At 70.1% G+C, this 23,397-nt stretch carries 18 protein-coding genes and 1 riboswitch; of the genes, 7 read left to right on the forward strand and 11 right to left on the reverse strand.

The features are described from left to right. Positions 1–38: 38 nt before the first annotated feature. Positions 39–1,157 carry a peptidoglycan-binding protein gene (locus ACFY2Q_RS17390; RefSeq protein WP_387131243.1) on the forward strand — a complete coding sequence of 373 codons (1,119 nt, stop codon included), beginning with the start codon at positions 39–41 and terminating at the stop codon, positions 1,155–1,157. A 35-nt stretch (positions 1,158–1,192) separates the two neighbouring features. On the opposite strand, the gene ACFY2Q_RS17395 is transcribed toward ACFY2Q_RS17390, so the two are convergent. The 4 genes from ACFY2Q_RS17395 to ACFY2Q_RS17410 all read right to left on the reverse strand — a co-directional run bounded on the left by ACFY2Q_RS17395 (position 1,193) and on the right by ACFY2Q_RS17410 (position 7,834). After that, on the reverse strand, positions 1,193–2,875 hold the full coding sequence (locus ACFY2Q_RS17395; RefSeq protein ID WP_387131245.1) for a bifunctional 3-(3-hydroxy-phenyl)propionate/3-hydroxycinnamic acid hydroxylase: 1,683 nt from the start codon (positions 2,873–2,875) through the stop codon (positions 1,193–1,195). A gap of 126 nt (positions 2,876–3,001) precedes the next feature. Further along, entirely contained in the window at positions 3,002–6,160 is a 3,159-nt protein-coding gene (locus tag ACFY2Q_RS17400) for a BTAD domain-containing putative transcriptional regulator (RefSeq protein WP_387131248.1), read from the reverse strand. 204 nt (positions 6,161–6,364) lie between these two features. Beyond that, positions 6,365–7,246, reverse strand: a complete 882-nt coding sequence (locus ACFY2Q_RS17405) for an ABC transporter substrate-binding protein (RefSeq protein ID WP_387131249.1) — start codon at positions 7,244–7,246, stop codon at positions 6,365–6,367. A gap of 141 nt (positions 7,247–7,387) precedes the next feature. Then, positions 7,388–7,834 (reverse strand): acyl-CoA thioesterase, encoded by a 447-nt coding sequence (locus ACFY2Q_RS17410; protein WP_387131300.1) that lies wholly within the window; start codon positions 7,832–7,834, stop codon positions 7,388–7,390. A gap of 195 nt (positions 7,835–8,029) precedes the next feature. After that, a riboswitch (cobalamin riboswitch) is annotated at positions 8,030–8,243 on the reverse strand. Between the two features lie 163 nt (positions 8,244–8,406). On the opposite strand from ACFY2Q_RS17410, the gene ACFY2Q_RS17415 reads away from it, so the two are divergent. Both ACFY2Q_RS17415 and ACFY2Q_RS17420 read left to right on the forward strand, forming a co-directional pair. Further along, complete coding sequence (locus ACFY2Q_RS17415) at positions 8,407–9,207, forward strand: hypothetical protein (protein WP_387131251.1); 801 nt, start codon at positions 8,407–8,409, stop codon at positions 9,205–9,207. A 91-nt stretch (positions 9,208–9,298) separates the two neighbouring features. Beyond that, positions 9,299–9,703 (forward strand): MmcQ/YjbR family DNA-binding protein, encoded by a 405-nt coding sequence (locus ACFY2Q_RS17420; RefSeq protein ID WP_387131252.1) that lies wholly within the window; start codon positions 9,299–9,301, stop codon positions 9,701–9,703. A gap of 25 nt (positions 9,704–9,728) precedes the next feature. Here the strand turns inward: ACFY2Q_RS17420 and ACFY2Q_RS17425 are convergent, their stop codons facing one another. The 3 genes from ACFY2Q_RS17425 to ACFY2Q_RS17435 all read right to left on the reverse strand — a co-directional run bounded on the left by ACFY2Q_RS17425 (position 9,729) and on the right by ACFY2Q_RS17435 (position 12,070). Continuing rightward, on the reverse strand, positions 9,729–10,163 hold the full coding sequence (locus ACFY2Q_RS17425; protein WP_387131254.1) for a hypothetical protein: 435 nt from the start codon (positions 10,161–10,163) through the stop codon (positions 9,729–9,731). A 142-nt stretch (positions 10,164–10,305) separates the two neighbouring features. Beyond that, positions 10,306–11,550 carry a hypothetical protein gene (locus ACFY2Q_RS17430; RefSeq protein ID WP_387131256.1) on the reverse strand — a complete coding sequence of 415 codons (1,245 nt, stop codon included), beginning with the start codon at positions 11,548–11,550 and terminating at the stop codon, positions 10,306–10,308. After that, on the reverse strand, positions 11,537–12,070 hold the full coding sequence (locus ACFY2Q_RS17435; RefSeq protein ID WP_387131258.1) for a SigE family RNA polymerase sigma factor: 534 nt from the start codon (positions 12,068–12,070) through the stop codon (positions 11,537–11,539). The genes ACFY2Q_RS17430 and ACFY2Q_RS17435 overlap by 14 nt, the downstream gene beginning before the upstream one ends. A 318-nt stretch (positions 12,071–12,388) precedes the next feature. On the opposite strand from ACFY2Q_RS17435, the gene ACFY2Q_RS17440 reads away from it, so the two are divergent. Then, entirely contained in the window at positions 12,389–13,216 is an 828-nt protein-coding gene (locus ACFY2Q_RS17440) for an SAM-dependent methyltransferase (protein WP_387131259.1), read from the forward strand. A 53-nt stretch (positions 13,217–13,269) separates the two neighbouring features. On the opposite strand, the gene ACFY2Q_RS17445 is transcribed toward ACFY2Q_RS17440, so the two are convergent. The 4 genes from ACFY2Q_RS17445 to ACFY2Q_RS17460 form a co-directional block, all read right to left on the reverse strand. Beyond that, positions 13,270–14,754 carry an RICIN domain-containing protein gene (locus ACFY2Q_RS17445; protein WP_387131261.1) on the reverse strand — a complete coding sequence of 495 codons (1,485 nt, stop codon included), beginning with the start codon at positions 14,752–14,754 and terminating at the stop codon, positions 13,270–13,272. A gap of 37 nt (positions 14,755–14,791) precedes the next feature. Next, complete coding sequence (locus ACFY2Q_RS17450) at positions 14,792–16,231, reverse strand: glycoside hydrolase family 43 protein (protein ID WP_387131262.1); 1,440 nt, start codon at positions 16,229–16,231, stop codon at positions 14,792–14,794. A gap of 200 nt (positions 16,232–16,431) precedes the next feature. Then, positions 16,432–17,598, reverse strand: coding sequence for a MalY/PatB family protein (locus tag ACFY2Q_RS17455; RefSeq protein WP_387131264.1), 1,167 nt, complete (start codon positions 17,596–17,598; stop codon positions 16,432–16,434). Between the two features lie 77 nt (positions 17,599–17,675). After that, on the reverse strand, positions 17,676–19,034 hold the full coding sequence (locus ACFY2Q_RS17460) for a hypothetical protein (protein WP_387131266.1): 1,359 nt from the start codon (positions 19,032–19,034) through the stop codon (positions 17,676–17,678). A gap of 367 nt (positions 19,035–19,401) precedes the next feature. Between ACFY2Q_RS17460 and ACFY2Q_RS17465 the strand changes: the two genes are divergently transcribed. Genes ACFY2Q_RS17465 through ACFY2Q_RS17475 form a run of 3 tightly spaced genes read left to right on the forward strand, consistent with a single transcriptional unit; the run spans position 19,402 to position 23,391 of the window. After that, complete coding sequence (locus ACFY2Q_RS17465) at positions 19,402–20,448, forward strand: LacI family DNA-binding transcriptional regulator (RefSeq protein ID WP_387131268.1); 1,047 nt, start codon at positions 19,402–19,404, stop codon at positions 20,446–20,448. Between the two features lie 39 nt (positions 20,449–20,487). Further along, positions 20,488–22,083 (forward strand): FAD-dependent oxidoreductase, encoded by a 1,596-nt coding sequence (locus ACFY2Q_RS17470; RefSeq protein WP_387131270.1) that lies wholly within the window; start codon positions 20,488–20,490, stop codon positions 22,081–22,083. Positions 22,084–22,107: 24 nt separating this feature from the next. Then, positions 22,108–23,391, forward strand: coding sequence for an ABC transporter substrate-binding protein (locus ACFY2Q_RS17475; RefSeq protein WP_387131271.1), 1,284 nt, complete (start codon positions 22,108–22,110; stop codon positions 23,389–23,391). The last annotated feature ends 6 nt before the right edge of the window (positions 23,392–23,397 follow it).

The raw sequence follows: 23,397 nt of genomic DNA on the forward strand, positions 1-23,397 counted from the left end.
CGACGCGGCGCCGGCATCCACATCCCTGGGAGGACGACATGAACGACGCACCCGACATCGACCAGCTCGATGTCACCCACCACCACGAGGACGACGACCCGGGCAGCCTGATCGGCGAGGAGGTCGAGTACGACCTCGGGCCGGCCGACGACCCAGCCGACGACCCGGGCACCGACCCGGGCGGGGGTGAGCCGGGCGACGACGGCGAGGAACCTCCGGGCATGCGCCCGCCGGTCCGGCTCGCCCCGGTGCTTGTGTGCCTGCGAAATGAGATCAACGCCCGCTGGCCGAACCGGGATCGCGCCTCGGACGGCTGGATCGGCGACACCGCCCACCAGGCCACGAAATCCGACCACAACCCCGACCAGGACAATTCCGTCAACGCGCTTGACGTCGACCGGGACGGCATTGATCCGCAACTGGTGGTGCGCCGGGCCATCGCCCACCCGTCCACCCAGTACGTGATCTTCGACCGGACGATCTGGAGCCGCACCCGAGGGTTCGCGCCGTCGCGGTACACCGGGTCGAACCCGCACACCAAGCACCTGCACGTCAGCGTCAGCCACTCCCCCGACCTGGAGAACAGCCGCCGGGCCTGGGGCATCGCCACCGCCGCACCGACAGTGGCGCTGAAACTCGGCGAACGGGTGCTGCGCAAAGGTTCCACGGGCGGTGACGTCCGCGAACTCCAGACCCTGGCGAACACGCTCGGGGCGAAGCCGCCACTCACCGTGGACGGCGATTTCGGCAGTCGGACCGAGGCGTGGGTACGCGGCTTCCAGAAGGCGAAGAAGCTCACGGTCGACGGCCTGGTCGGGCCGAAGACCGTGGCGGCCCTCCGCGCGGCGTCCAAGCCGACCCCGGCGAAGCCGTCGACTCCCCCCAAGCCGGCCACGCCCGCGAAGCCGCAGAGCAAGCCGCCGGCTCAGCCGCGACGGACGCCCGGTAGCCGTACGCTGCGCCGGGACGCGACGGGCGACGACGTCGGCTTCGTCCAGCGGTTCATCGGCGAGCGGCAGTGCGGCAAGGCGGACGGGAAGTTCGGCGCCCGGACCGAGGCCGGGGTGCGCTGGTACCAGAAGATGCAGGGCCTCGCCGCCGACGGCGTGGTCGGCCCGCGCACCTGGCGCAAGATGGGAGTGCAGGTCCGGTACTGACCTGGACCTCGGCGGGGGCAGGTGGTCGCGCCCGGTCATGAGGCCTGCCCGCTCGCCTGTCGCAGGGACCCGTCCGGCCGGTGCGACGGCACGCGGAGGGCGGCCGACAGATCCCGTCCGACCCGCTCGATCCCGACGGTCGCCGACAGGGCGAACACGAACCGGTCCGGCCGCAGCACCACCAGGTCGGCGCCGTGGCGCCGGAGCCACTCGCCGAGCACACCGTCGACGTCGACGACATCGACCCGGTCGGGCTGGCCGTCCCCGGACCGGTCCGGCAGGTCAGCCACCGGGGTGCCGGCCGGGTGGACGGCGACGAACCGCACCGGCAGCCCTCGCCACCGCGCTCCGAGCGAACCGCCCTCAGTGGCCAGGCCGAGCACGGCGAAGCCGTCGCCGAGCGCCTCGTCGAGCAGGCGTCCACCGGACGATCCCGGGAGAAGGATCCGCGGCTGGGGAAACATCGTCCCCACCACGCCGTCGCGCCGGCCGCCGGCCATGAGACCCCGCCGGTACGCCGGCACCGGCTTGAACTCGAACCGTTCCAGGAACCGCCGTACCCGGGGGATCGTCTGGACGGCCCGGAGCACGGTGTCCCGCATCCAGGCGGTGGACCGGCTGCGGGCCAGGAAGACGCGTCCCAGCCGGACGCTCGTCTGCGCCATCTCCACGGTGTGCGGGCGCCGCTCGGTCTCGTACGTGTCCAGCACGGCGGCGTCGGCCGCGCCGGACAGCACCAGAGACAGCTTCCACGACAGGTTCGCCGCGTCGCGCAGACCGCTGCACAGTCCCTGCCCCATGAACGGCGGCATCTGGTGAGCCGCGTCGCCCACCAGGAACACCCTTCCCTCACGCCAGCGCTCGGCGATGAGGTGGTGGAAGCTGTAGACCACCGCGCGGGTGACGTCGAACCGGTCCGGGTCGACGTACGGCGAGACGAGCGCGGCGATCATCTCCGGACGCCGCATGTCGTCTTCGGTCTCCCCCGGCCGCAGCATGAACTCCAGCCGGTAGCTGCCGGACGCGCCGGGAGACACGAACGCCGGGCGCTGCCAGTCGCAGACGAACCTGGTGTCCCGGACCCGGACGCCGTCGGGCGGCACGTCGCCGGAGATCGCCAGCCACGGCTCGTCGTAGCTCGTCCCGCCCAACGGGATCCGGACGGCGGCTCGGGTGGCGCTGCGGGCGCCGTCGCAGCCGAGCACGTACCTGGCGCGCACTGCCCGCCGTGCACCGGTTGCCACGTCGGACAGGAGCACTGTCACCCCGTCCCGGTCCTGCTCGAGGCCTACCAGTTCGGTGCCGAGCGAGAGCTGGACGTGCGGGAAGCGGTCCAGCCCGGTCCGCAGCGTCCGTTCCAGCCGTGGCTGGTCGAAGAAGCGAAGCGGTGCGTGCCCGTACCCGAAGTCCGTCTCGGACAACGCCATCCGGGCGAAGACCCGGCCCACACGGTTGACGTACTCGACGAGCGGCGGAGCGATCGTCTCATCGCGTACCTCGTCGAGCAGGTCGGCCTGCTGGTAGATGCGTAGCGCCTCGTCGTCGCAGGAGAACGCCCGCGGCTGGCCGTGCGGGGCCTCGCTCCGCTCCACGACAAGTGTGGTGACGCCGCGAGCGCCGAGCAGGTTGGCGGTGAGCGCACCGACCGGCCCGCAGCCGATGACGGCCACGTCGATCTCCTGGACCGGGTGGTGAACCGGCGGCTGAACTGGACGCATGGCGGTGCCCTCTCGGAACACGTTCCTGTGGGGACGGCTCCGGCCGTCCTCCCCGACGTGAACCAGGGCACCAGCTAGGCGTAGGAAAGTTGTGGAGAGGGCGTGGAGGCGGGCTCTACCACACGGTCAGAAGGCGTCCTCGGCGGCGAACCGGGGCAGCAACAGCCCGGCGCCCTGCTCGGCGGCGATCCGGGCCCCGATGTCCCACTCCGTGCGGTCGCGGCGCGCGACGCCACGGATGCGGTGCAGTTCCGCGACGAACACCCGCTCGCCCACCTGGTCGGCCACGGCCAGCGCCTCCCCGGCCAGCCTCGCCGCGGTCTCCGTGCGCCCGGCGGTCAGGTACGCCTCGGCGACCGCGCAGAGCGTGATCGTCCGGGTGGACCGCAGTCCGGGACGGTAGATCTCGTCACCGGCGGCGCGCATCGCTTCCAGCCGGCCGTGCTCCCCGCCGCGCGCGGCAGCCCACTCCTTGAAGAACGCGCCAGTCGCCATCATGTGCGGCAGGCCGGTGGCCCTACCGATGTTCCGGCACCGCCGCCCTGCGGCGTCGGCCGCCGCGACGTCGTGTTCCTGCATCGCCAGCCAGGCGGCGTACAGCGCCGCGTTCGCCCGGCCGTACGGGTCGTCCAGCTCCTCGGCGAGTGCCTCGGCATCGGCGATGTCCGCCCAGGCGCCGGAGGGGTTGCCGCGTACCGAGCGGACCAATGCCCGGAAGTTGTGGCAGCCCAGGACCGGCCGCCGGCCGACCTCCCGGCGCAGCAGCCCGCGATCGACAGTTCCCAGCCGGTCGATCGCGGCGGTGAGCCGTCGTTCGGCGTCGGCCGGCTGGCCGGTGAAGTAGCCGACCGCGCCGAGCAGGTACTCGCCGGCAACGACGGTCAGCCGGCTGCCGTCGTCCTCGGCCCGCGCCAGGCGCCCGGCGAGGTCCGCGCAGATCGCGAACTCGGCCCGGTTGGCGGCCAACTCGCCAAGCGCCCAGAGCGCGTGCCGGATGTCCACTTCGGGCCCGACGAGCGCCAGCAGCTCACGGGCACGGGCGCAGACCTGGTCGACCGCGTCGCTGCCGACACCGACAGTCATCTGCAACAGCGACGCGCGGTGCAACTGGACTGTCAGTTCGGTCGACGCCGCGTCGGGCGAGACCTGCGCGGCCGGGGCCAGCCGGTGCGCGGCACGTTCGAGGTGACCGAGTGCGTCCTCGTAGGCGACCCGCCGGGTCGCGTCGTCGGCGGCGAGCAGCGACCACCGCAGGTGGTCGTCACCGTGGCCGAGACCGATCGCCTGACCGTAGTGGTGGGCCAACTCGGCAGGTGCGACATCCGCGACCCGCTCGTAGACCACTGCCAGCCGGGCATGCAGTGCGGCCCGGTGCGGCGGGACCAGTTCGGCGTAGGTGACCTCGGCGATGAGCGGATGGCGGAAGGTGACCGCGCCCGGTCCGGCCTCGGTCACAAGTGCGGCCGTGTAGGCGGGGGCGAGCCCCTCGGCCACCGCCGGGGCCGTGGTGTCCAGCGCCGCCGCCATCACGTGGAGGTCCAGGTCGTGTCCGGCCACGCTGAGCAGGTCGAGGCAGCGCCGGGCGGGATCGGGCAACCCGCCGAGCCGCAGCCGTACGGTGTCGCGGATGCTCGGCGGCAGCTCCCCGGCGGCGGCCGGGTCCGTCCGGGACCGGAGCAGCTCGGTGATGAAGAACGGATTTCCGCCGGTACGGGCGACGAGTCGAGCCACGACGGGCTCCGGCGGTGCCACCCCGGTCCGGTCCCGGACGAGGTCGGCGACCGAGGACGCGTCCAGCCCGGCGAGCCGGAGCTGACCGAACCCCCGACCGCGAGCCAGCTCGGCGACGGTCGCCACCACTGCCGGGTCATGGTCGTACGGCCGAAGGGTGGCCACCACGAGTGCCCGCGCCGCCGACAGATCGGCGGAGAGGAACCGCAGCAACAGCAGCGAGTCCGGGTCGGCGGCGTGCAGGTCGTCCAGCACGACAAGCAGGCCGCACCGCCGGGCCACCGCGTGCACCAGTTCCGACACCGCCTCGTACACCTGGAAGCGCGCGGTCGGGTCGAGCCCGCCACCGTCTGCCGGGCCCGGCAGCGACCCCGCGGCGAACCCGCCGAGCCGGCTCGCCGAGCCCGTGGCGCTGGCCTCCGGCATCGCCACGAGCGCGCGTACCACCTGGCTCCACAGCCAGAACGGCGGCGCCTGGCCGACATCGGGACAGCGGCCCCAGACCACGGGGACGCCGTTCGCGGCGGCCAGCCCGCCGAGTGCCGTGGCAAGGCTCGACTTGCCGATGCCGGCCTCCCCCACCAGAGCCAGCACCCGCCCGCCGTGCCGGGTTGCCGCGTCGAGCGATTCCCGCAGCCGCTCCAGCTCCGCGCCACGACCCACAAGCGGGTCCGCACCCTCGGCCGGCGGTACGCCGACGACCGGATCCCGCCCGGACGGTGTGGCCGCGTCCTCCTCCGAGCGCGGCCCGCCCCGCACGACGTCCGGACCGACGGTCGCCGGGCTGCCGGGCTCCGCTGGTTCGATCTGCTCCAGGATCAGCCGGTGCACCGCCCGGATCTGTTCCCCGGGGTCGAGCCCGTACTCGCTGGCCAGGATCCGGCGCCCCTCGTCGAAGGCCGCCAGCGCCTCCGTCTGCCGGCCGGACCGGTACAGCGCCAACATCAACTGCGCCCGAGCTCCCTCGCGCAGCGGGTTCGCCGACACGAACCGGCGCAGTTCCGCCAGCTCCGACGCGTGCCGGCCGGCCACGACGGCTGCGGTCAAACGCCCCTCCTCGGCGCTCAGCCGCAGCTCGGCCAGCCGTGTCACCTCCGGGCGCACCGCCGCCAGCTCGGCGACGCCCGCCAGCGGCTCGCCCCGCCACAACGCCAACGCCTCGGCATAGCAGCCCTCGGCGGCCGCCGGCTCCCCGGCCGCGAACGCATCCGCCGCCCGGTCCACCAGGCTGCCGAACCGGAACGCGTCGATGGCCTCGGCTTTCACCCGCAGCTCGTACCCTCTCGGGCGGCTCCGCAGGATCCGCGCCGGCTCGCGATGGGACCGCTCGGGCTCCACGACCCGACGCAACCCGGCGACGTACGTGCGCAGCGTCATGTGGGCGCTGGCTGGTGGCCGGCCGTCCCACAGCGCCTCGACCAGCCAGTCGGCGGCGACGAACCGGTTGGGTCGCAGCAGGAAGAGGGCCAGCAGAGCCTGCTGCTTCGGCCCTCCGACGGGCACCACTCGCCCGTCCCGGAGGACCTCCGGCGGACCTAACACCCGAAACTGCATGCCATCACCACAACAATGATTCCAACATCTCCGGTGCGAGGTACGGCAGGACCGGGCCGACAGCCGCGACCCTCCGTCCAGGCTGTCGTACGCCAGCCGTACGGCTTCCGCTGCGTCGCCCATCCGTCAGCTACGAAGGCGCGGACGTCGAACAAGCCCTGCCCCGCCTCGTCGCCGCCGATGTCGGCCACTCGGACGGCGGTGTCAGCCTGCGTCGACGGGAACCCTCCGAGCGCGGGAGTCCGGGCGGCCAGCGAGGATGGCGGCGAGGATCTCCGCGCCGTCGACGACCCTGGGGCCGGGCCTGTTGAAGTAGGCGGGCCCGTCGACCACCCACACCTGCCCCTGACGGACCGCAGGCAGGGCCGCCCAGCCGGGTTGCGCGGCCGCCACGGACACCTCGTCGAACGTCCGCTCGGGCGTGAACCCACACGGCCCGAACACCACCACATCGGGAGCCAGGTCCGCGACCACCGACCACCGGTACGGGGTGCTGTGCGCTCCGGGCCCGAGCAGCAGAGACCGCCCGCCCGCATAGGTGATCTGCTCCGGCACCCAGTGCCCGCCGGGCATCAACGGGTCGAGCCACTCGACGAACAACACAGTCGGCGCGCCGGTCACCGACCCCGGCAGTGCGGCGAGGCGACGCTCGCTGTCGGCTCGGATCTCCGCTGCCCTGCCTTCGGTGCCGGTAAGCGCGGCCACGGCATCGACCGTGTCCAGGATCCCGCCGATGGTCCTCGCCTCCAGGGACACCACCCTGGTGTCGAGGTCGATCAGGCGAACCGCGTCATTGACCCGCTCGTAGGAGACCGCACACACGTCGCACAGATCCTGAGTGAGGATCAGATCCGGCTTCAGGTCATCCAGCATTGCCACATCGAGCTGGTACAACGACGAACCTCGGTGCGGGTCGCCGGCGATCGACGCCGAGATCTCCCGGCTCGTCAAAGCCTCCGGCAAAGACGTCGCCGTCACCGCCGGGATGTCGGCCAGGATCCCCGGCGGCCAGTCACACTCGTGGGTACGGCCGACCAGGTGCCCGGTCAGGCCGAGCATGGCCACGATGTCCGTGGCCGCAGGCAACAGCGAAACGATGCGCACACTCGCCTGCCTACCAGGCGCGACCGAGCCACGTCCACCCCGCGACAGCGACGCGGCCAGCGTCGTCAATGCCGGCCGTCGCCGCCGGCCGTCGGCCATCCGGCCAGCAGACCCGAGCACGTCTCAACGGTCCTCGGCGCCGTCGAGCAGCGCCCGCCGCAGGGCCAGCCGGTGCTCGCGGCGGATCTCCGCCTCCCGGTACCGCCGCCGGTCACCGTCGGTCTCCGGCAACAGCGGCGGCACCGTACGCGGCTGGCCGTCGTCGTCGACGGCGACCATGACCAGGTGGGCGGTGGCCACATCGGTGGGCGGCACCGCCCGGTCCCACCGGTCGGCGGTCACCTTGACGGCCACCTCCATCGAGCTGCGCCCAGCCCAGGTGATCCGGGCATCGACGTGCACGACGTCACCGACCCGCACCGCCCGCAGAAACGCGGTCTCGTCGATCGCGGCGGTCACCGCCGGGCCGTCGGAATGACGGGCGGCGACCACCCCAGCCACCGAGTCGATGAGATTGAGGATCCGGCCACCGTGCACCGTACCCATCAGGTTCGTGTGATGCTGGTCCATGATCTGCGACAGGGTCAGGTGCGACGCCGACGGCGCCCGGCCGTCGATCGTGGTGGTGTCATACACAGCGGCAGTCCGTCCCTCGGGAAACCACACCACCGAAACCGCGGACACACGCTGACGAGCACGCACCGCCGCACGTCACGCGGCACGTCACCCGCTCAGCCCACCCGCGAGGCCGACGGCAGCGCACACGGTTGTGTACGCGGCGCGGGCAGGTCTTCGGACTCGCGGGCCTGACCGGTCGCGCCGGTCCCCTACTGGCCGTCGCTTCCCAGGCCGTAGCCCAGTGCTGATGACGGCGGTCGTTCCCACTCACCGCTGCGGGGCAGCCCCGGACTTCCACCGGGTTCCCTCTTACGACGCCCAGCCGGTCACGACCAGGCGAACCAGCGCCACCAGGAGCATAGCTGGCCGGTCGCCACCTCGACGAAGGCCTCGTCGAGGTGTCAAGCGCATGATCACCTCGGGCCTCGGGAACGTCGCTGTGAACCTCTTCGAGACCCGCCGATGAGAGTGCCATCAGTCCTGGGCTGATGTGCGCTACGCGACCGGCGTCTACGCTTCCTCGCGTGCCGGTGGGATTCGGGGTAAGCCTTGTCGTCCGTGGTCAGACAGTGGACCCGGAGGGAATGCTGACGTCCCTTGCCAGGGCCTCCACTGCCAACGGTATCGAGATCGACCGCATCGGTGACGTCGTGCGGTTCACCGCTGACGAACTCGGTGATCTGTCGGTCCTCGCGGCGCCGTTGGCCGGCTGGTGGCAGCAGCACGGCCCGAACGTGGCCGGCGACGTGGCCCTACGGTTCGTCGGGCCGGGCGGCGTCACCGAGCTGAACTACAGCATGCCGGAGCTGGCTGTCGAACACGTCCAGCGCCACATCACGTTCGACAGCGGCCGGCCTTACGGCCCAGGTGAAGCACCCGGGCCGATACGCCGGCTCGCCGCGGCGCTCTTGCGCCGGACCCGCAATGGCTTCACCGCGTCGGAACTGGTGATCCGCGACGAAGGCAGCGTCCTGTGCGTTGCTCTGGCCGGCCGTGACCTCGACGACCAGCCCCGCAGCCTGGAGCTCCAGGCATTCGACCCCGCCCACGACGACTACGACCCCGGCGACGACGACGGATACTGCCTGGTCACCGAGCACCACGTACCGGTCGTGCAAGGGCTGGTCGCGCTCCAGCTGACCCGGCGGGTGCTACGCCTACGGCTGACCGACGGCGCGGCCCGGACCTGGGGAACACGCTCCGCGATGTACCAGGTCAGGCTCCACCTCGACAACCACGAGATCGAACAACTTCGCCTGCAGCTACGTCGCCTCTTCTCCCTCGGCAGCGATCGACTTCCCGTACCGAAACTCGAACTCGAGTAGGAGATCATCCGACCGTCGCGGCAGTATCCCAGTCCAGCTCCGCCGAGCACCGGCTACCGCCGCCAGGCCCGCCGTGTGCTTACCTTCCGGGATGCCGCACCTCATGATGTTCGACGAAGCAGATCCACTCCTGAACCGGCTGCGCACGCTCGCCCTGGCGTTCCCCGACGCGGCCGAGAAGATCTCCCACGGACGTCCCACCTTCTTCACCACAAAGGTCTTCGCGTACTACGGAGGATCGGTGAAAGTCGACGGCGTCTACCAGCAGCATGAACATTCGCTGCTCGTGCTCGTTGACCCCGACGAGCGAACGGCGCTGTTGGACGAGGACCGCTGCTTCGTGCCGGCCTACCTCGGCCCCTACGGGTGGATCGGGGTGGACCTGACCGCGGACACCGACTGGGACGAAGTCAACGAGTTGCTCGACGCGAGCTACCGACGTACGGCCGGGGCACGCAGGGTTGCCCGGCTCGACTCCCGGCAATCTCCAGCATGAGACCGGCCAACCGCCCGGTACGGAGCTATGCCCAGGGCGGGGCGTATCGGCCGACGTAGTCGCGAGCACGGGGGCGCGGGTCATGCCAGTACTGGTTCGGCATGCGGTGGTGGTGCTTCTCGCAGAACTCAGCGAGACTTTCTGCGATCTTGAAGCGCTCCAGCGCGTGGCCTTCAAAGTCTGTGTTGACGGCCAGCAGTCGCTGCTCCGGGTTCCAGCCTGAGTGGTCGAAGGCCCAGCCATCCCAGACCGCGTATGTGTGCAGGACCTGTCGCTCGCCCGGGCGGCGTACCGCGGCTATCTCGATGGACCTGTCGGGATAGGACTCTCGGCAGGCCCAGGCGAGGATGTGACACGCTCCGGCGGCGAAGAAGGCCTGGTCCGCCCGGTCCCATGCGACCCGCTGGTCTGATCGCTCGATCGGGGTCCGACGAAACGCTCCCGCCGCCCTGACCGCCACCACCCGACGGTAGTGGACGAGCCGGCACATCCCCTCATACGGGCATGGGCAACTGCCGAAACCGCCGGCAGTTGCCCATGCCCATGGTGTGCCCGTCCCGGAGCTGACCGAAGGTCGAGCGCCACCGGGCCGGTGCTGGTCGTTACGGTTGGAGGGCGTCCGCCGCAGGGGTCCAGGTCGACACGTTGTTGACGTCGGCGACAGTGATCCCCTTGGCGATCTTCTCCAGCTCGGACTGCGGCAGGCCGTTGCCGAGGCCACTGGTGCTGACCTGGACGACGACCTTTCCGTCGGCGCTCCAGACGTTGCAGAAGCCGCCGTCCTCGGGACCGCCGCCGTCGCCGACGCCCCGGTCGGACGCGTTGTGGCACTTCGTCGTGCCGGGCTCCGGCGACTGGTTCGAGTTGGCGCTCGGGGTGACGAAGATGTGGAACCCGTTCTTGATGGCGCCCTCGACCTGGTCGTACGGTGCGGTCAGGCCCGAGGTGGGTGCCGCGGGCTTGGTGTACGTGGCGCCGCCGTAGTCACCGGCGCGGGCCGTGGCGATGCCGCTGAGCCCGGGCAGGGCGTGCGTGCCGGTCTGCAGCGGCACGTAGCCGGTCGGCACGTAGCCCACCGTGAACGGCACCAGGGCCGGCGCCGGCTGGCTGGGCTTCAGGCCTTCGACCAGGCCACCCAGGTCGTCGAAGGTCGGGGTGGCGTCGTCGCTGGAGACCGACGTCACGGCCGCCCAGGCGTTGTCGGCGTACTCCCAGGCAAACAGCTTGTTGCCCAGATCCGGCGACTTCTGCGGGTCGAGGCCTGTCGGCAGTGTCGCCTGCACGGCCTTGCGCCCGGCCACCGTGACGTTCCTGCCGTCCTTGATCCCGGCGGGGTCGAAGGCGCCCGGCCGGTAGACGGTCAGGTACGCCCACAGGCTCGGCTTCCCACCGCTGGCCCTCTTCTTCTGCTCGAGGGTGCTGCCCTGAGCCTTGGCCTCCTCGGTGGTGACGGGCTTGTCGTTGGAGGTGTGGCCGTCCGAGTAGACAGAGGCGATCTGGTACGCCGTGGACGTCACGATCGGATCCTGCACGTGCAGCGCGCCGGCGTCGTACCCCTTGAAGGTGAAGGTGAACGGCGCGGCGTCGGCCCACGCGACCGCGCCGGACCCGGACGCCGCCGCACCGGCCGGGGCCGGGGTGACCGGGGTGCCCTGCTCGGCGGCCAGAGTCGGCAGCAGGAACGCGCCGGCGACCGCGACCACGACGAGACCGGCCGCGCCGGCCGACGCGAACCCGGCCAGACGGCGCCGCTCGGCCCGCCGGCCCGCCACGACGATGTCGTCGACGGTACGGGCCATTGGCGGCCCGTCGCCGGCCACGGCGTCCACCACATCATGCAACTGCATTTGTCCACTCCTCCATCGGCATCCCGTTGAGATTGATGCGCTCGCCGGCAAGCGACTCACGCAGCTTCGCCAGGCCGCGCGAGACCTGACTCTTGGCCGTGCCCACCGTGCAGTTCAGGACTCCGGCTGTGTCCTCCAGGCTCAGACCCAGGTAGTGCCGCAGCACCACCGCTGCCCTCTGCCGGGCCGGCACGGCGTCGAGCGCCGCCCGCAGGCGCATCCGCTCGTCGGCCGCACTGACCGGGTCCCCGCCTGTGACCTCCGGTATGGCGTCGCCAACCGACCGTTCACGCCGCCAGGGCCGACGGGTCTCGTCGATCGCGGCCCGGTAGACCATGGTCTTGACGTAGAGATCGGGCCGGTCCAGCTTCCGCCAGCGGGGGTAGAGCTTGATGAGCGCGTTGGCCACGGCGTCTTCTGCCGTGTGCCAGTCGCCGCAGGTCACGTACGCGAGTTTGCGCAGCGACGTCATCTCTGACGTCACGAACTCGCGGAATGCCTGCTCGTCTTCGGCTTTCACGTCGATTGCCTCCCTGTGACGGAGGTAGAACGGAACCGCCCGCCCCAGGAGTTGCACGGTCCGGAAAAATAGTTGTGTGATCACCACCCGTTACCGATGACTCAGGGCGGTTAAGACAGGCGGCAGACGCCGCGCCCGATCGCGCCGGTCGACGTCCCTTTCGGCGTGTCGGTCGACGAAAGCCCTGGTGACGGGCGATCCGCTGGGAGCGGTACCAGGCGGGGCGAAATCCCGCCCTTTCGATCGCTACACTCGCCGCAACCCCGGCACCGCCCGCAGACGTCAGCGGGTGCTGATCCGAATCGAATGGAGACGCCTGTGACCCGCGACAAGGCGGCACCCCCCGGCATCGACCCGAATGTTCCAAGCGTGGCCCGGGTCTACGACTTCTTCCTGGGCGGCAAGGACAACTTCGAGGTCGACCGAAAGGTCGCCGAGCACGCCCTGCGGATCACACCGGACGGGCCGGCAGCCGGCCAGGCCAACCGGGCCTTTCTGCGTCGGGTTATTCGTTACCTCGTCACCGAGGCCGGCATCGACCAGTTCCTCGACATCGGATCGGGGCTGCCCACCCAGGGCAACGTGCACGAGGTCGCCACCGAGCACAACCCGACAGCCCAAGTGGTGTACGTGGACAATGATCCGATCGTGTTGACCCACGGGCGGGCCCTGCTCGCCAGGGAGGGCACCGCGACGGTGATCCAAGCCGACATCCGGGCACCGCACGAGATCCTCAACCATCCTGACGTACGCCGGTTCCTCGATTTCGACAGGCCGGTCGGGTTGTTGCTCTTCGCGATCCTGCACCACCTCGGTGACGACGAGGATCCGCGAGCGGTGGCGGCGGCGTTGATCGACGCGCTGCCGTCCGGCAGTTACGTGGCGATCTCGCACTTCCGTGACCCGGGTGAGCGAGACCCGGAGGGCTCCCGCAAGGCCCGCGAGGTCGAGCGCGTCTTCAACGAGTCGCTGGGCACCGGCCGCTGGCGCACCGACGAGGAGATCCTCTCCTTCACCGACGGGCTGACGGTGCTGGAGCCGGGCCTGGTGCCGCTGGCCGAGTGGCGTCCGGAGCCGGGCACGCCCGCTCCGGACCAGACCGACACCTACCACACCTTCGTCGGGCTCCTCGCTCGCAAACCGTAGGCGCGCCGGCTCTGGCGACGACGCGGCGGCCCACGGCCGGAACCACGCGATCGTCAGACGGCCGTGCGCGACCACTGCTGGTTGGTGCCGGTGTTGCACGAATACTGCTTGAGAATCACGCCCTCTGCAGTCGACGCGGCCGGCACATCCACGCACTTGCCGCTGTGTCGTGCCCGGAGCTGGAAGTAGCTGCCGTTGGCGACCATCTGGAACTGCTGGTTGGTGCCGGTGCCGCAGGTGTACTGCACGAGTTCGGCACCGTCGGCGGTTGATGCGCTCACCACATCAAGGCACTTTCCGCTGTGCCGACTGATCAGGCGCCAGTAGCCGCCGCCGGCGTCCTGGAACTGCCACTGCTGCCACGCGTTGCCCCCGTACGTGTACTGGCCGACGCGCGCACCGTTGTCGGTGTTGGGTGATTGGACGTCCATTGCCTTGCCGCTGTGCCGCACGGTGATCCGGTAGAACGTTCCCGTCGTGGGCGGAGGCGTCGTGGGGCCGCCACCGATTGCGTCACCCCACGCATACCGGATCTGGTCGGCGCCGGAGGTGTTGCGGACGTCCAGGTTGAGGTTGGTGCCGCTGCCACTGAGGGAGAACATCGAGTACCAGTCATAACCGATGCTGCCAGGCTTGCCACCGAGGGCGGGCCAGTAGGTGCCGCCCATCTGGTTGTCGCGCATGACCTGGGCCATGGCGCGGATGTAACGCACGAAATTGTCGGTGCTGCCGGCGTCGGCGTAGTTGCGGCCGTCGTTCATGGGCGCGCCGAACTCGGTGGCGACCGCGCGGGAGGCGCAGTTGCCGAGGCGGGTCTGAATGTGGCTTCGGAAGGCGTCGTAGGTCATCGCGCCGTAGAAGAAGGCGTAGTAGTGGAACGAAAGCAACGTCGAGTTGAAGCGGCTGTCGTTGCAGATGTCCCGCAGGTCCTGGCTGAAGCCGGTGCCGCCGATGAGCACCCGGCCCGGCACCGCCGAGTAGTGGTAGCTGAGCCAGTTGGCCGCGACGTTGCGCCACTCCGCCGAGCTGTAGCCGTGCGGCTCGTTCATCGGTTCGAAGTAGACGTTTGTGTTCGAGCCGTACGTGTTGGTCACGGTGGACCACATCGCGTTCCACGCGGCGAGGTTCGTGATCCTGCCGCCGGAGGCGGCGCCGTCCTCCCAATAGGCCAGGATGACCTTGAATCCGCGGGCGGTGGCGGCGTCGATGGCACCCCGGTAGGCGTCCCACCACGCCGTCCCCACCGTGTGGGTGTTGATGGGCAGCCGGACGGTGTTGACCCCCATGGTGGAGGCCATGTCGTCGTAGAGGGCATTGGCCTTGGCCCGCACCGTGGCGTTGCTGTCGGACGAGCTCAGGCCCTGCACGACGAGCGGACCGGTGCTGAAGTTGTCACCCAACACGGCCCAGTTCATGCCCCGGAACTGGTTGGTGGCGGCAGTGGCCGGCGACGCCACGATGACGACGACACCGACAAGCGCGGTAAGCGCGGCTACCAGGGCGGTCAGCAGTCGCCGCGGCGACGTGATCCGGGTCATGACACGTCCAATCGGTGTGGAAGGGCTCGGTCGGAGGTCAACTGGTCACGCGGAAGGTGGCGTCGGCGCGGCTCTGCGCGTCGGAGACCGGATCGAGCCGGAGCAGGTAGTTGTAGTGCCTGATGTAGCGGTCCGGGTGGCTGTAGGACTGGAACGACGTCCACGAGGAGTTGGCGAGGCCGGCAACCTGCCGGAAGGTCGCGTCCGCGGCGAAGGTGGCGGTGCCGTCGTTCGCTTCCAACCGGAAGTCGAACCCGTAGTGGCGCAGGTAGTAGCCGGGGTAGTTGACCGACTGGAGGGAGAGCGTGCCGGAGCCGGCCAGACCGGGCACCAGTCGCCACTGACCGTCCTGGGCGGGGCTGACATTCGGGTCGATGCGGGCGTCGTAGTCGGCGTGCCGCACGTACCGGTCCTGGAAGTTGTACGACTGGATCCGGCTGACCGCGGTGGCGGGCCAGCGGGCGAGGACCCGACTCTGTTCGGCGGCGGTCAGGTTGAGGATCGAGCCGTGCCGTTTCTTGGTGCCGCCCATGGCGTACGAGCCGGACGCCGGCAGCCGGTAGCTGCCCGGGCTCGACGGGTTGGTGCTCAGGACGGGCAGGTAGCCGCGCCCGGTGGCGTACTGGTCGAGGTAGAGAACCCATTCGTTGCGGGTGTTGAACTTCATCCACATCGGGCCCTCGACCTGGGAGCCGGTCAGCCCGACGCCGGACAGGTCCCCGAGGGGTGTCCAGGTGCCGAGGAGGGAGTTGCTGCCTTCGATGGTGATCTGGGCATCCCGGGAGGCCCGCACATAGCGGTAGGCGCCGACACCGGCCGGCACCTCGACGATCTGGGTGTCGATGATCTCCTGGTTGCCGGGCCTGTTGACGTACACCTGCGGTGTGGTGATGGTGCGGAAGTCCGCGGTGCGCGCGTAGTAGATGCGGTGCTTGGTCGCCCCGTTGAGCGGGACGTTCGTCGCCCAGTAGAGGACGTAGTCGCCGGTCGCCGGGTTCCAGATCGCCTCCGGCGCCCAGGCGTTGCGGCCGTCCGGAATCGGGCCGGCGACGTTCAGCAGCCACGGCGTCGACCAGTTGACCAGGTCGGTGGACTCCCACACCACAAGGCTGCGGCTGCCGTTGTTGATCGCGGTCGACCAGTCCTGACCGCAGCCGATGCACAGGTCCGTGGCGATGATCCAGTACCTGTCACCGGCGGGCGAGCGGACCAGTGCGGGGTCGCGGACGCCGCGGGTGCCGAGGGTGGAGCGCAGCACGAGCCCGCCGTTGTTGAGATCCGTCCAGCGGAGACCGTCGGTGCTATGGGCGAGGTGGATCTGCTGCGCGGTCGAGGACTCGCCGGTGAAGTGCGCCATCAGGTAGCCGACGGTCGGGTCGAGCGCGGCCGCCTCCTTCGGGGTCGCGGCCGACCAGGTGGTGAAGAGCAGGCACGCGGCGACCGACACCGCACAGAGCCGGGCGAGGACACGCGACATGGGTCTCTCCTTCGCGCAGGGCCTACGGATCAGCTAGCGAGGGCGGTGCGGCGAACGCTTGTGTGAGCGCTAACAGGACCGCGACCCCTGAGCGGCCAGGGATAGCGGATTTTCTCGTTACAGGCGTGTTGCGGACAAGTGTTAGCGACCCCATCTGGGGTGTCAAGGGATCGACCAAAGTCATTGGCTGACGTGGCGGTTCAGTCGACGGCGGTGGCCATCCGTCGTACGGCCTCGGTGATCAACTCTGGGGCGGTGGCCAGATTCAGCCGGACGTGGCCGGCACCGCCGGTGCCGAAGGCCGAGCCGGAGTTGAGCGCGACCCGTCCACGGTCGAGGAAGACGGCGGCGGGATCGTCGCCGAGGTCCAGGGCGCGGCAGTCGAGCCAGGCGAGATAGGTGGCCTGTCCGGGCTGGTAACGGACGGCCGGCAGGTGCTCGGCGAGCAGCGCGGCGAGGAGCCGACGGTTGTCGTCCAGGCCGGTCAACAGGTCGTCGAGCCAATCGCCACCGTCACGGAAGGCTGCGGAGTGGGCGATCACGCCGAGGTGGCTGGTGCTGACGCTCACCCCGAACGGAACGCGGGCGAGATCCCCGGCCGCGTCCGGACCGGCGATGAGGAGCCCACCCCGCAGACCGGCCAGGTTCCACCCCTTGGAGGCCGACATCAACGACAGGCCGTTCTCCGCGCCAGGCACCGAGAGGTACGGCACGAACCCCGCTCCCCCGGCCACCACCGGCGCGTGGATCTCGTCGGCGACCACCCGCACCCCGTGCCGCTGGGCCAGATTGGCGACGGCGGCCAACTCGTCAGCGGTGTGCAGGACGCCTGTGGGGTTGTGCGGGCTGCACAGCAGGTATGCCGCCGGCCGCCCACCGGCCCGGGCCTGCCCGAACGCGTCGTCCAACGCGCCGAGGTCGATCCGGAGGTCCGCACCGAGCGGCGACTCCACGATCCGGCGGCCGGCGTGCGCCACGAACTCGTAGAACGGCGGGTAGACCGGGCAGTTGACGACCACCGCGTCCCCCGGATCGGTGACCAGCCGCAGCACCTCGACGACACCGTGCATCACGTCGGGCACGAGCGCGGTGCGCTCCACGGCCAGCCCGTCCCAACCCCACCGCCGCCGGGCGAACTCGGCCAGCGCCTGCGGGTACGCCGTACCGGCGGTGTAGCCGGTGTCGCCACGCGTGACGGCGTCGGTGATCGCCCGCGCGACAGGCTCGGCCAGCGGCACGTCCATCTCCGCCACCCAGAGCGGAAGCACGTCGTCGGGGTACTCCCGCCACTTGAGGCTCGTGCGTCGCCGGAGCTGGTCGATCGTGAGCTGGCGGAGGGGGTTCAGCGTGTCGCGCACACCACTCATGGCCGCAGCCTATTCGGAGGCACGACGGTCAGTCGGTACGCGGGCGGCTCGCTCCACCATTCACTGAGGGCGGTCCATCACTTGCCGCCCTGGTCGTGTGGAACGGTGACGGTGACGGTGCAGCCGACCGGCCGTCCGATCTCGTCGTGTCCGGCATACGTGAGGTGGTACACCCGGTCTCCACCGCCCCCGGCGCGTTCGGCCCGTAGCTTGCCGCTCGTGTCCGGCGTGCCGACGGTGAAGCCACTGACGTCCGTGGCGTCGCCTCCGGTCACGCTGGTCAGGGTGAACGCGTTCGGGCCGAGCACACCGTCGTGCAGGTCCACCGTGAGGTCGACGTCGACGAGCTTGTGGTTCGGTGGCCACAGGACCGGTCGGTCCGCCGCACAGTCGAGCTGCCGTACCGGCAATGGCTTTGTCAGGGTGGCGGTGGCGTGTCCGATGGTCGCGGTGAGCCGGCCGCCGGCTTCGTAGTACATGTGCGCGGTTCGCCCGTCGAAGTAGAACGTCGGCGCCGCCGATCGGCCGAGGTCGGGCGCCGAGGTCATCGAGTCGTGTACGACGCCGAGGTGGGTCTCCTGGTCGAAGTCCTGCCCGACATCCACCGCGTGCATGTTGCCGTCGGCGGCGTGGTAGATCACCAGGTTGCGGTCGTTCCAGCGCAGGAAGAACGGTCCCGAGGCGTTCGGCCCTTCGATGCCCTGCGGGGTCACGATCGGTTCGGGTTGCATGGCCCAGGTCCGCGCGTCGTTGGAGACCGCCCAGCGGATCCGTCGTGACACCGGCCCGGTCGGTCCTGGCAGGGCAGCGGTCGGATTGTCCATGAAGACCATCAGGTACCGGGTGCCCAGACGGGGCACGGACTGCTCGAAGACCCGGGCGTAGGAGGTCTCGCCACCTGTCGAGTCGTTGCGGCTGACCGCCGTCCCGCCGTAGCTGAAGTGGATGCCGTCGTCGGACGTCGCGTACCGGGTGATGGAGTTCTCGCCGTGGAAGTAGAGGAAGAGCTTGCCCTCGCCCTCGATCCACACCGCGTGCGGCGAGGAGATGTGGCTGACCGTCGCGTAGTGCGGCAGCCAGGTGTTGCTGATCAGGGGGTTGGCGTCGTATTCCGTCCAGGGGCCGTTGATCGAGTCGGAGTACGCGAGGGCGATCCCGCCGGGGCGCTCGTGCGGCGCGTAGTACAGGTAGTAGGTGCCGAGCGGGTTGGGGAAGTAGTCGGCGGCCCGGATGACACTCGGGAAGATGAACTCGTCCGTCGGGTTGTAGGCGAGGTCGGCCTTGTCGAACGCGGTGCCCTGGTAGGTGAACTGGGGGAAGTCGAGCTGAGGTTCGGCTGCTGCCGGCCGGGCGCCGGCCACGGCGGCGACGAGCAGGCCGGCACTGGCGGCCGCCAGGACGGCGCGTCGGGACGACGGGGCGGAGGTTCTCGTCATGCGGCGGCTTCCTCTTCGGTCGGTCGATCGATCGATCGGTTCGGCGGCACAGACGGCGCGGTGTCACGTTCAGTAAGAACACAGGGGACATCGATCGGCGGGCATCCACTGACGCCGTCGAGCTAATACGTATTAGCATCTATGTTTCTCGAATATTGCGTGACAGGCGGCGGGTCTGTCAAGAGTCGGCCCCACGCCCGGCCCGGGACGTCGGGGCACCGCCAACCTGTGGTGGCTAATGCGCATTACTCAGCGACTTCACACTGCCGAAATCTTTCGTTCACCCCTTGACACGTGCGGGACAGCCCGCCAAGATCCTCCCAGCGCCGATCGCTAATACGCATTAGCAGCACCGGAAGGACATGACGTGACCGCTCCCCCCAGACGTGTCACCCAGCGTGACATTGCGCGGATGGCCGGCGTCAGTCAGGCGACGGTGTCACTGGTGCTCAACAATCGGACCGACGCCGACGTCCGCATCGCCCAGGAGACCCGGGACCGCGTACTGCGGGTCATCGCCGAGACCGGCTACGCCGCAGACCCCGTGGCCCGCCGCCTCGCCTCGCGCTTCAACCGGATCATCGGCGTCTTCACGTACGAGCCCGCCTTCCCCAGCGGCAGCCGGGACTTCTTTCACCCGTTCCTGCTCGGCATCGAGGAGTACGCCGAGCGGATCGGCTGCGACCTGCTGCTGTTCACCAGCGCACCGGTGGTGGACGGCCGGCGGCGCATCTTCCATCAGGACAACCGGCTGCGCCTGGCCGACGGCTGCATCCTGCTCGGGCGCGAGATCGACGGCGCGGAGCTGCACCGGCTCAGCCGTGACGGATACCCGTACGTCGCCGTCGGACGCCGCGACGACGCGGGCGGGCCGGTCCCCTACGTCGGCGCCGACTACGCCTCGGCGGTGGCCCAGCTCGTCGAGGTGGCGCTGCGCCACGGCCACCGCCGCCTGGCCTACCTGAGCATGGGCATCCCCGCCGAATCCTCCGAGGACCGGCTCCGTGGGTTCCACGCCGCAGCGGCGACCGCAGAGAAGGCCGGGCAGATGTCGGCGCTGGCCGGCGAGGCCGAAACGACTGTCGACACGCTGCTGGCTGACGGGACCACAGTCGTCTTCGTGGAGGACTTCGCCACGGCTGTCGCACTGGAGTCGGCCACCCGTCGGCGTGGCCTGACCGTGCCCGGCGACCTGTCCATCGTGACCCTTGGCGACCCGACGGTCCCGGTCCCCACCGACATCGCGTTCACCGGGTTCCGCATTCCCCGCGAGGAGATGGGCCGGCAGTCGGTCGAGGTGCTGGCGGGCGTCATCGATGGCAGCGCCGCCGGCGTCCAGCAGCGACTTCTCCCCTGCGAACTCGTCGAGGGCACCACCCTCGGCACCCCTGATCCGGCGGCTGACCGACGCTGAGCGGTCGGCCGCGCAACTGGAAGGAAACACGTGGTACTCATGCGTACGGACGTCCTCGTCGTCGGGGGCGGCCTCGGCGGCGTCGCCGCGGCACTCGCCGCAGCCCGGGCGGGCCGGTCCGTCATCCTGACCGAGGAGTTCGACTGGCTCGGCGGGCAACTCACCAGCCAGGCCGTTCCGCCGGACGAGCACTCCTGGATCGAACAGTTCGGCGCCACCGCCAGCTATCGGGAGCTGCGCAGCGGTATCCGCGACTACTACCGTCGCCACTACCCGTTGACCGAACGGTCCCGTGCCTGGACCGACCTCAACCCCGGTGCGGGTTGGGTGAGCCGGCTCTGCCACGAGCCACGGGTGGCGGTCGCCGTCCTCGAACAGATGCTCGCCCCGTACCTCGGTTCGGGCCGGATTCGGGTACTGCAGCCGTACCGGCCGGTTGCTGCGGAGACCGACGGGGATCGGGTGACCGGCGTGACGCTGGCGCACCGCGACCGGGACGAGCGGATCGACGTGGTCGCGCCGTACGTCCTGGACGCCACCGAAACCGGCGAGCTGCTGCCGCTGACCGGCACCGAGTACGTCACCGGGTTCGAGTCGCAGGCGGACACGGGTGAGCCGAGCGCCCCGGCCGAGGCCCAGCCGATGAACATGCAGGCGGTGTCCGTCTGCTTCGCCCTCGACCACGTCGACGGCGACCACACGATCGACCGTCCCGCAGGGTACGACTTCTGGCGCGACTACAAGCCCGACTTCTGGGGTGACCGGCTGCTGTCCTGGAAGTCACCGCACCCGCGCACGCTCGAGGTCGTCGAGCGCAGCTTCACCCCCAACCCGGACGACGACCCGTTGACCGTCAACGCCGATCAGCGCCTCAACCCCGGCGACGGCAACCTGTGGACGTTCCGCCGGATCGCCGCCCGGCGCAACTTCACCGACGGCGCGTACGGCAGCGACATCACGCTCGTCAACTGGCCGATGATCGACTATTTCGAGGGACCGGTCATCGACGTGCCGAACGCGTCGTGGCATCTGTCCAAGGCGCGTGAGCTGTCGTACTCGGTGCTCTACTGGATGCAGACGGAGGCGCCCCGGCCGGACGGCGGCACCGGTTTCCCGGGCCTGCGGCTGCGCGGCGACGTGACCGGCAGCGCGGACGGCCTGGCCCAGGCCCCGTACATCCGCGAGTCCCGCCGGATCCGTGCCGAGTACACGGTGGTCGAGCAGGACCTGTCCCTCGCGGTTCGCGGTGACCACGGCGCGGTCAGCTACCCGGACTCTGTGGGCGTGGGCATGTACCGGATCGACCTGCACCCGTCGACAGGTGGCGACAACTACATCGATGTCGGCTCCTGCCCGTTCGAGATCCCGCTCGGCGCTCTGATCCCGCAGCGGATGGAGAACCTGCTGCCGGCGGGCAAGAACATCGGCACCACCCACATCACGAACGGCAGCTACCGGCTGCACCCGGTCGAGTGGAACGTCGGCGAGGTCGCCGGTCTGCTCGCCGACTTCTGTCTGGCGCGGGGCGAGTCCCCGCGTGCGGTCCGCAACACCCCCCGTTTGCTGACCGAATTCCAGGACCGCCTCACTGCGGCCGGCGTGGAACTGCGCTGGCCGCAGATCGCGGGCTACTGAACACACCCCCGTAAGGAGAATATTGTGAGAGCAGGAAAGGCCCTGCGCGGCGTCGCCGTCGCAATGGCCGGCGTGCTCGCCCTGACCGCCTGCGGCGGCGGTGGCGAGGCCGAGGACAGCGCCCCGGCGAAGCTTCGGATGACCGTGTGGTCGGCAAACGAGGCGCATCTCAAGCTGTTCAACGAAATCGCCGACGAGTACCGCAAGAGCCACCCGGACGTCGCTGAGATCAAGTTCGATCCGCTGCCGTTCGAGACGTACACCACCACGCTGACCACCCAGATCGCGGGCGGGAACGCGCCCGACCTCGCGTGGGTGTTCGAGAACTCGGCCCCCGACTTCGTCACCTCGGGTGCGCTGCTGCCCCTCGACGACACGCTGAAGAAGGCCGAGGGCTACGAGTACGAGGACATCTCCCCCGCCACGCTCAAGCTCTGGCAGAACGACGGGAAGCTGTACGCGTACCCCTTCTCCACCTCGCCGTTCGGGGTCTTCGTCAACACCGACCTGCTCAAGAAGGCCGGGCAGAAGACCCCTGCCGAGCTGATCGCGGCCGGTCAGTGGACCTGGGACAACGCTCTGGCTGCCGCTGCGGCGACCGCTGCGGACTCCGGCAAGGCCGGCATGGTCATTCGAGACTTCGACTACAAGGGCTGGGACAACCTGTCCACCTTCTGGACCGGCTGGGGAGCCCAGGCGTGGAGCGAGGACGGCAAGTCCTGCGGCTTCAACAGCCCGGAGATGGTCGAGGCGATGACCACCCTGCACAAGGCCACATTCACCCAGAAGGCGCTGCCCGGTCCGGGTACGACCGCCGACTTCTTCGCCGGTGACTCGGCCATGACCGTCACCCAGATCTCCCGCGCCTCGCTGCTGAAGGACGATGGCTTCGGGTGGGACCTGGTGCCGCTTCCGGCCGGGCCGAAGGGGAGCTACGCGGTGGTCGGCCAGGCCGGCCTCGGGGTGATGAAGAAGAGCCCGCACGCCAAGCAGGCGGCCGACTTCCTGGCCTTCTTCACCAACCCCACCAACTCGGCGAAGCTCGCCCAGTTCTTCCCGGCGCCCCGGCAGTCGCAGCTGACCGCCGAGACCCTCGCCAAGACGAACCCGAAGCTCAAGCCGGAGCAGCTGCAGAAGGTCGTCATCGACGGCATCACCAACGGCGTGGTCAAGCCCAGCCACTCCGGGCAGGCCGAGCTGAGCCAGCAGGTCCGCGCCGGGCTGGACCCGCTGTGGCAGCCGAACGCGGACGTCAAGTCCGTACTCGACGGCGTCTGCACCAAGATCCAGCCGCTGCTGGCGAAGTAAGGCCAA

It is taken from the genome of Micromonospora sp. NPDC000316 (assembly GCF_042898885.1).
Taxonomy (GTDB): Bacteria; Actinomycetota; Actinomycetes; order Mycobacteriales; family Micromonosporaceae; genus Micromonospora.

Coding starts and splice junctions, on each gene's coding strand:
- ACFY2Q_RS17470 (WP_387131270.1), top strand. CDS start 20,488: ATGCGTACGGACGTCCTCGTCGTCGGGGGCGGCCTCGGCGGCGTCGCC.
- ACFY2Q_RS17450 (WP_387131262.1), bottom strand. CDS start 16,231: ATGTCGCGTGTCCTCGCCCGGCTCTGTGCGGTGTCGGTCGCCGCGTGC.
- ACFY2Q_RS17390 (WP_387131243.1), top strand. CDS start 39: ATGAACGACGCACCCGACATCGACCAGCTCGATGTCACCCACCACCAC.
- ACFY2Q_RS17460 (WP_387131266.1), bottom strand. CDS start 19,034: ATGACGAGAACCTCCGCCCCGTCGTCCCGACGCGCCGTCCTGGCGGCC.
- ACFY2Q_RS17420 (WP_387131252.1), top strand. CDS start 9,299: ATGCCGCACCTCATGATGTTCGACGAAGCAGATCCACTCCTGAACCGG.
- ACFY2Q_RS17410 (WP_387131300.1), bottom strand. CDS start 7,834: ATGGACCAGCATCACACGAACCTGATGGGTACGGTGCACGGTGGCCGG.
- ACFY2Q_RS17445 (WP_387131261.1), bottom strand. CDS start 14,754: ATGACCCGGATCACGTCGCCGCGGCGACTGCTGACCGCCCTGGTAGCC.
- ACFY2Q_RS17400 (WP_387131248.1), bottom strand. CDS start 6,160: ATGCAGTTTCGGGTGTTAGGTCCGCCGGAGGTCCTCCGGGACGGGCGA.
- ACFY2Q_RS17430 (WP_387131256.1), bottom strand. CDS start 11,550: ATGCAGTTGCATGATGTGGTGGACGCCGTGGCCGGCGACGGGCCGCCA.
- ACFY2Q_RS17455 (WP_387131264.1), bottom strand. CDS start 17,598: ATGAGTGGTGTGCGCGACACGCTGAACCCCCTCCGCCAGCTCACGATC.
- ACFY2Q_RS17395 (WP_387131245.1), bottom strand. CDS start 2,875: ATGCGTCCAGTTCAGCCGCCGGTTCACCACCCGGTCCAGGAGATCGAC.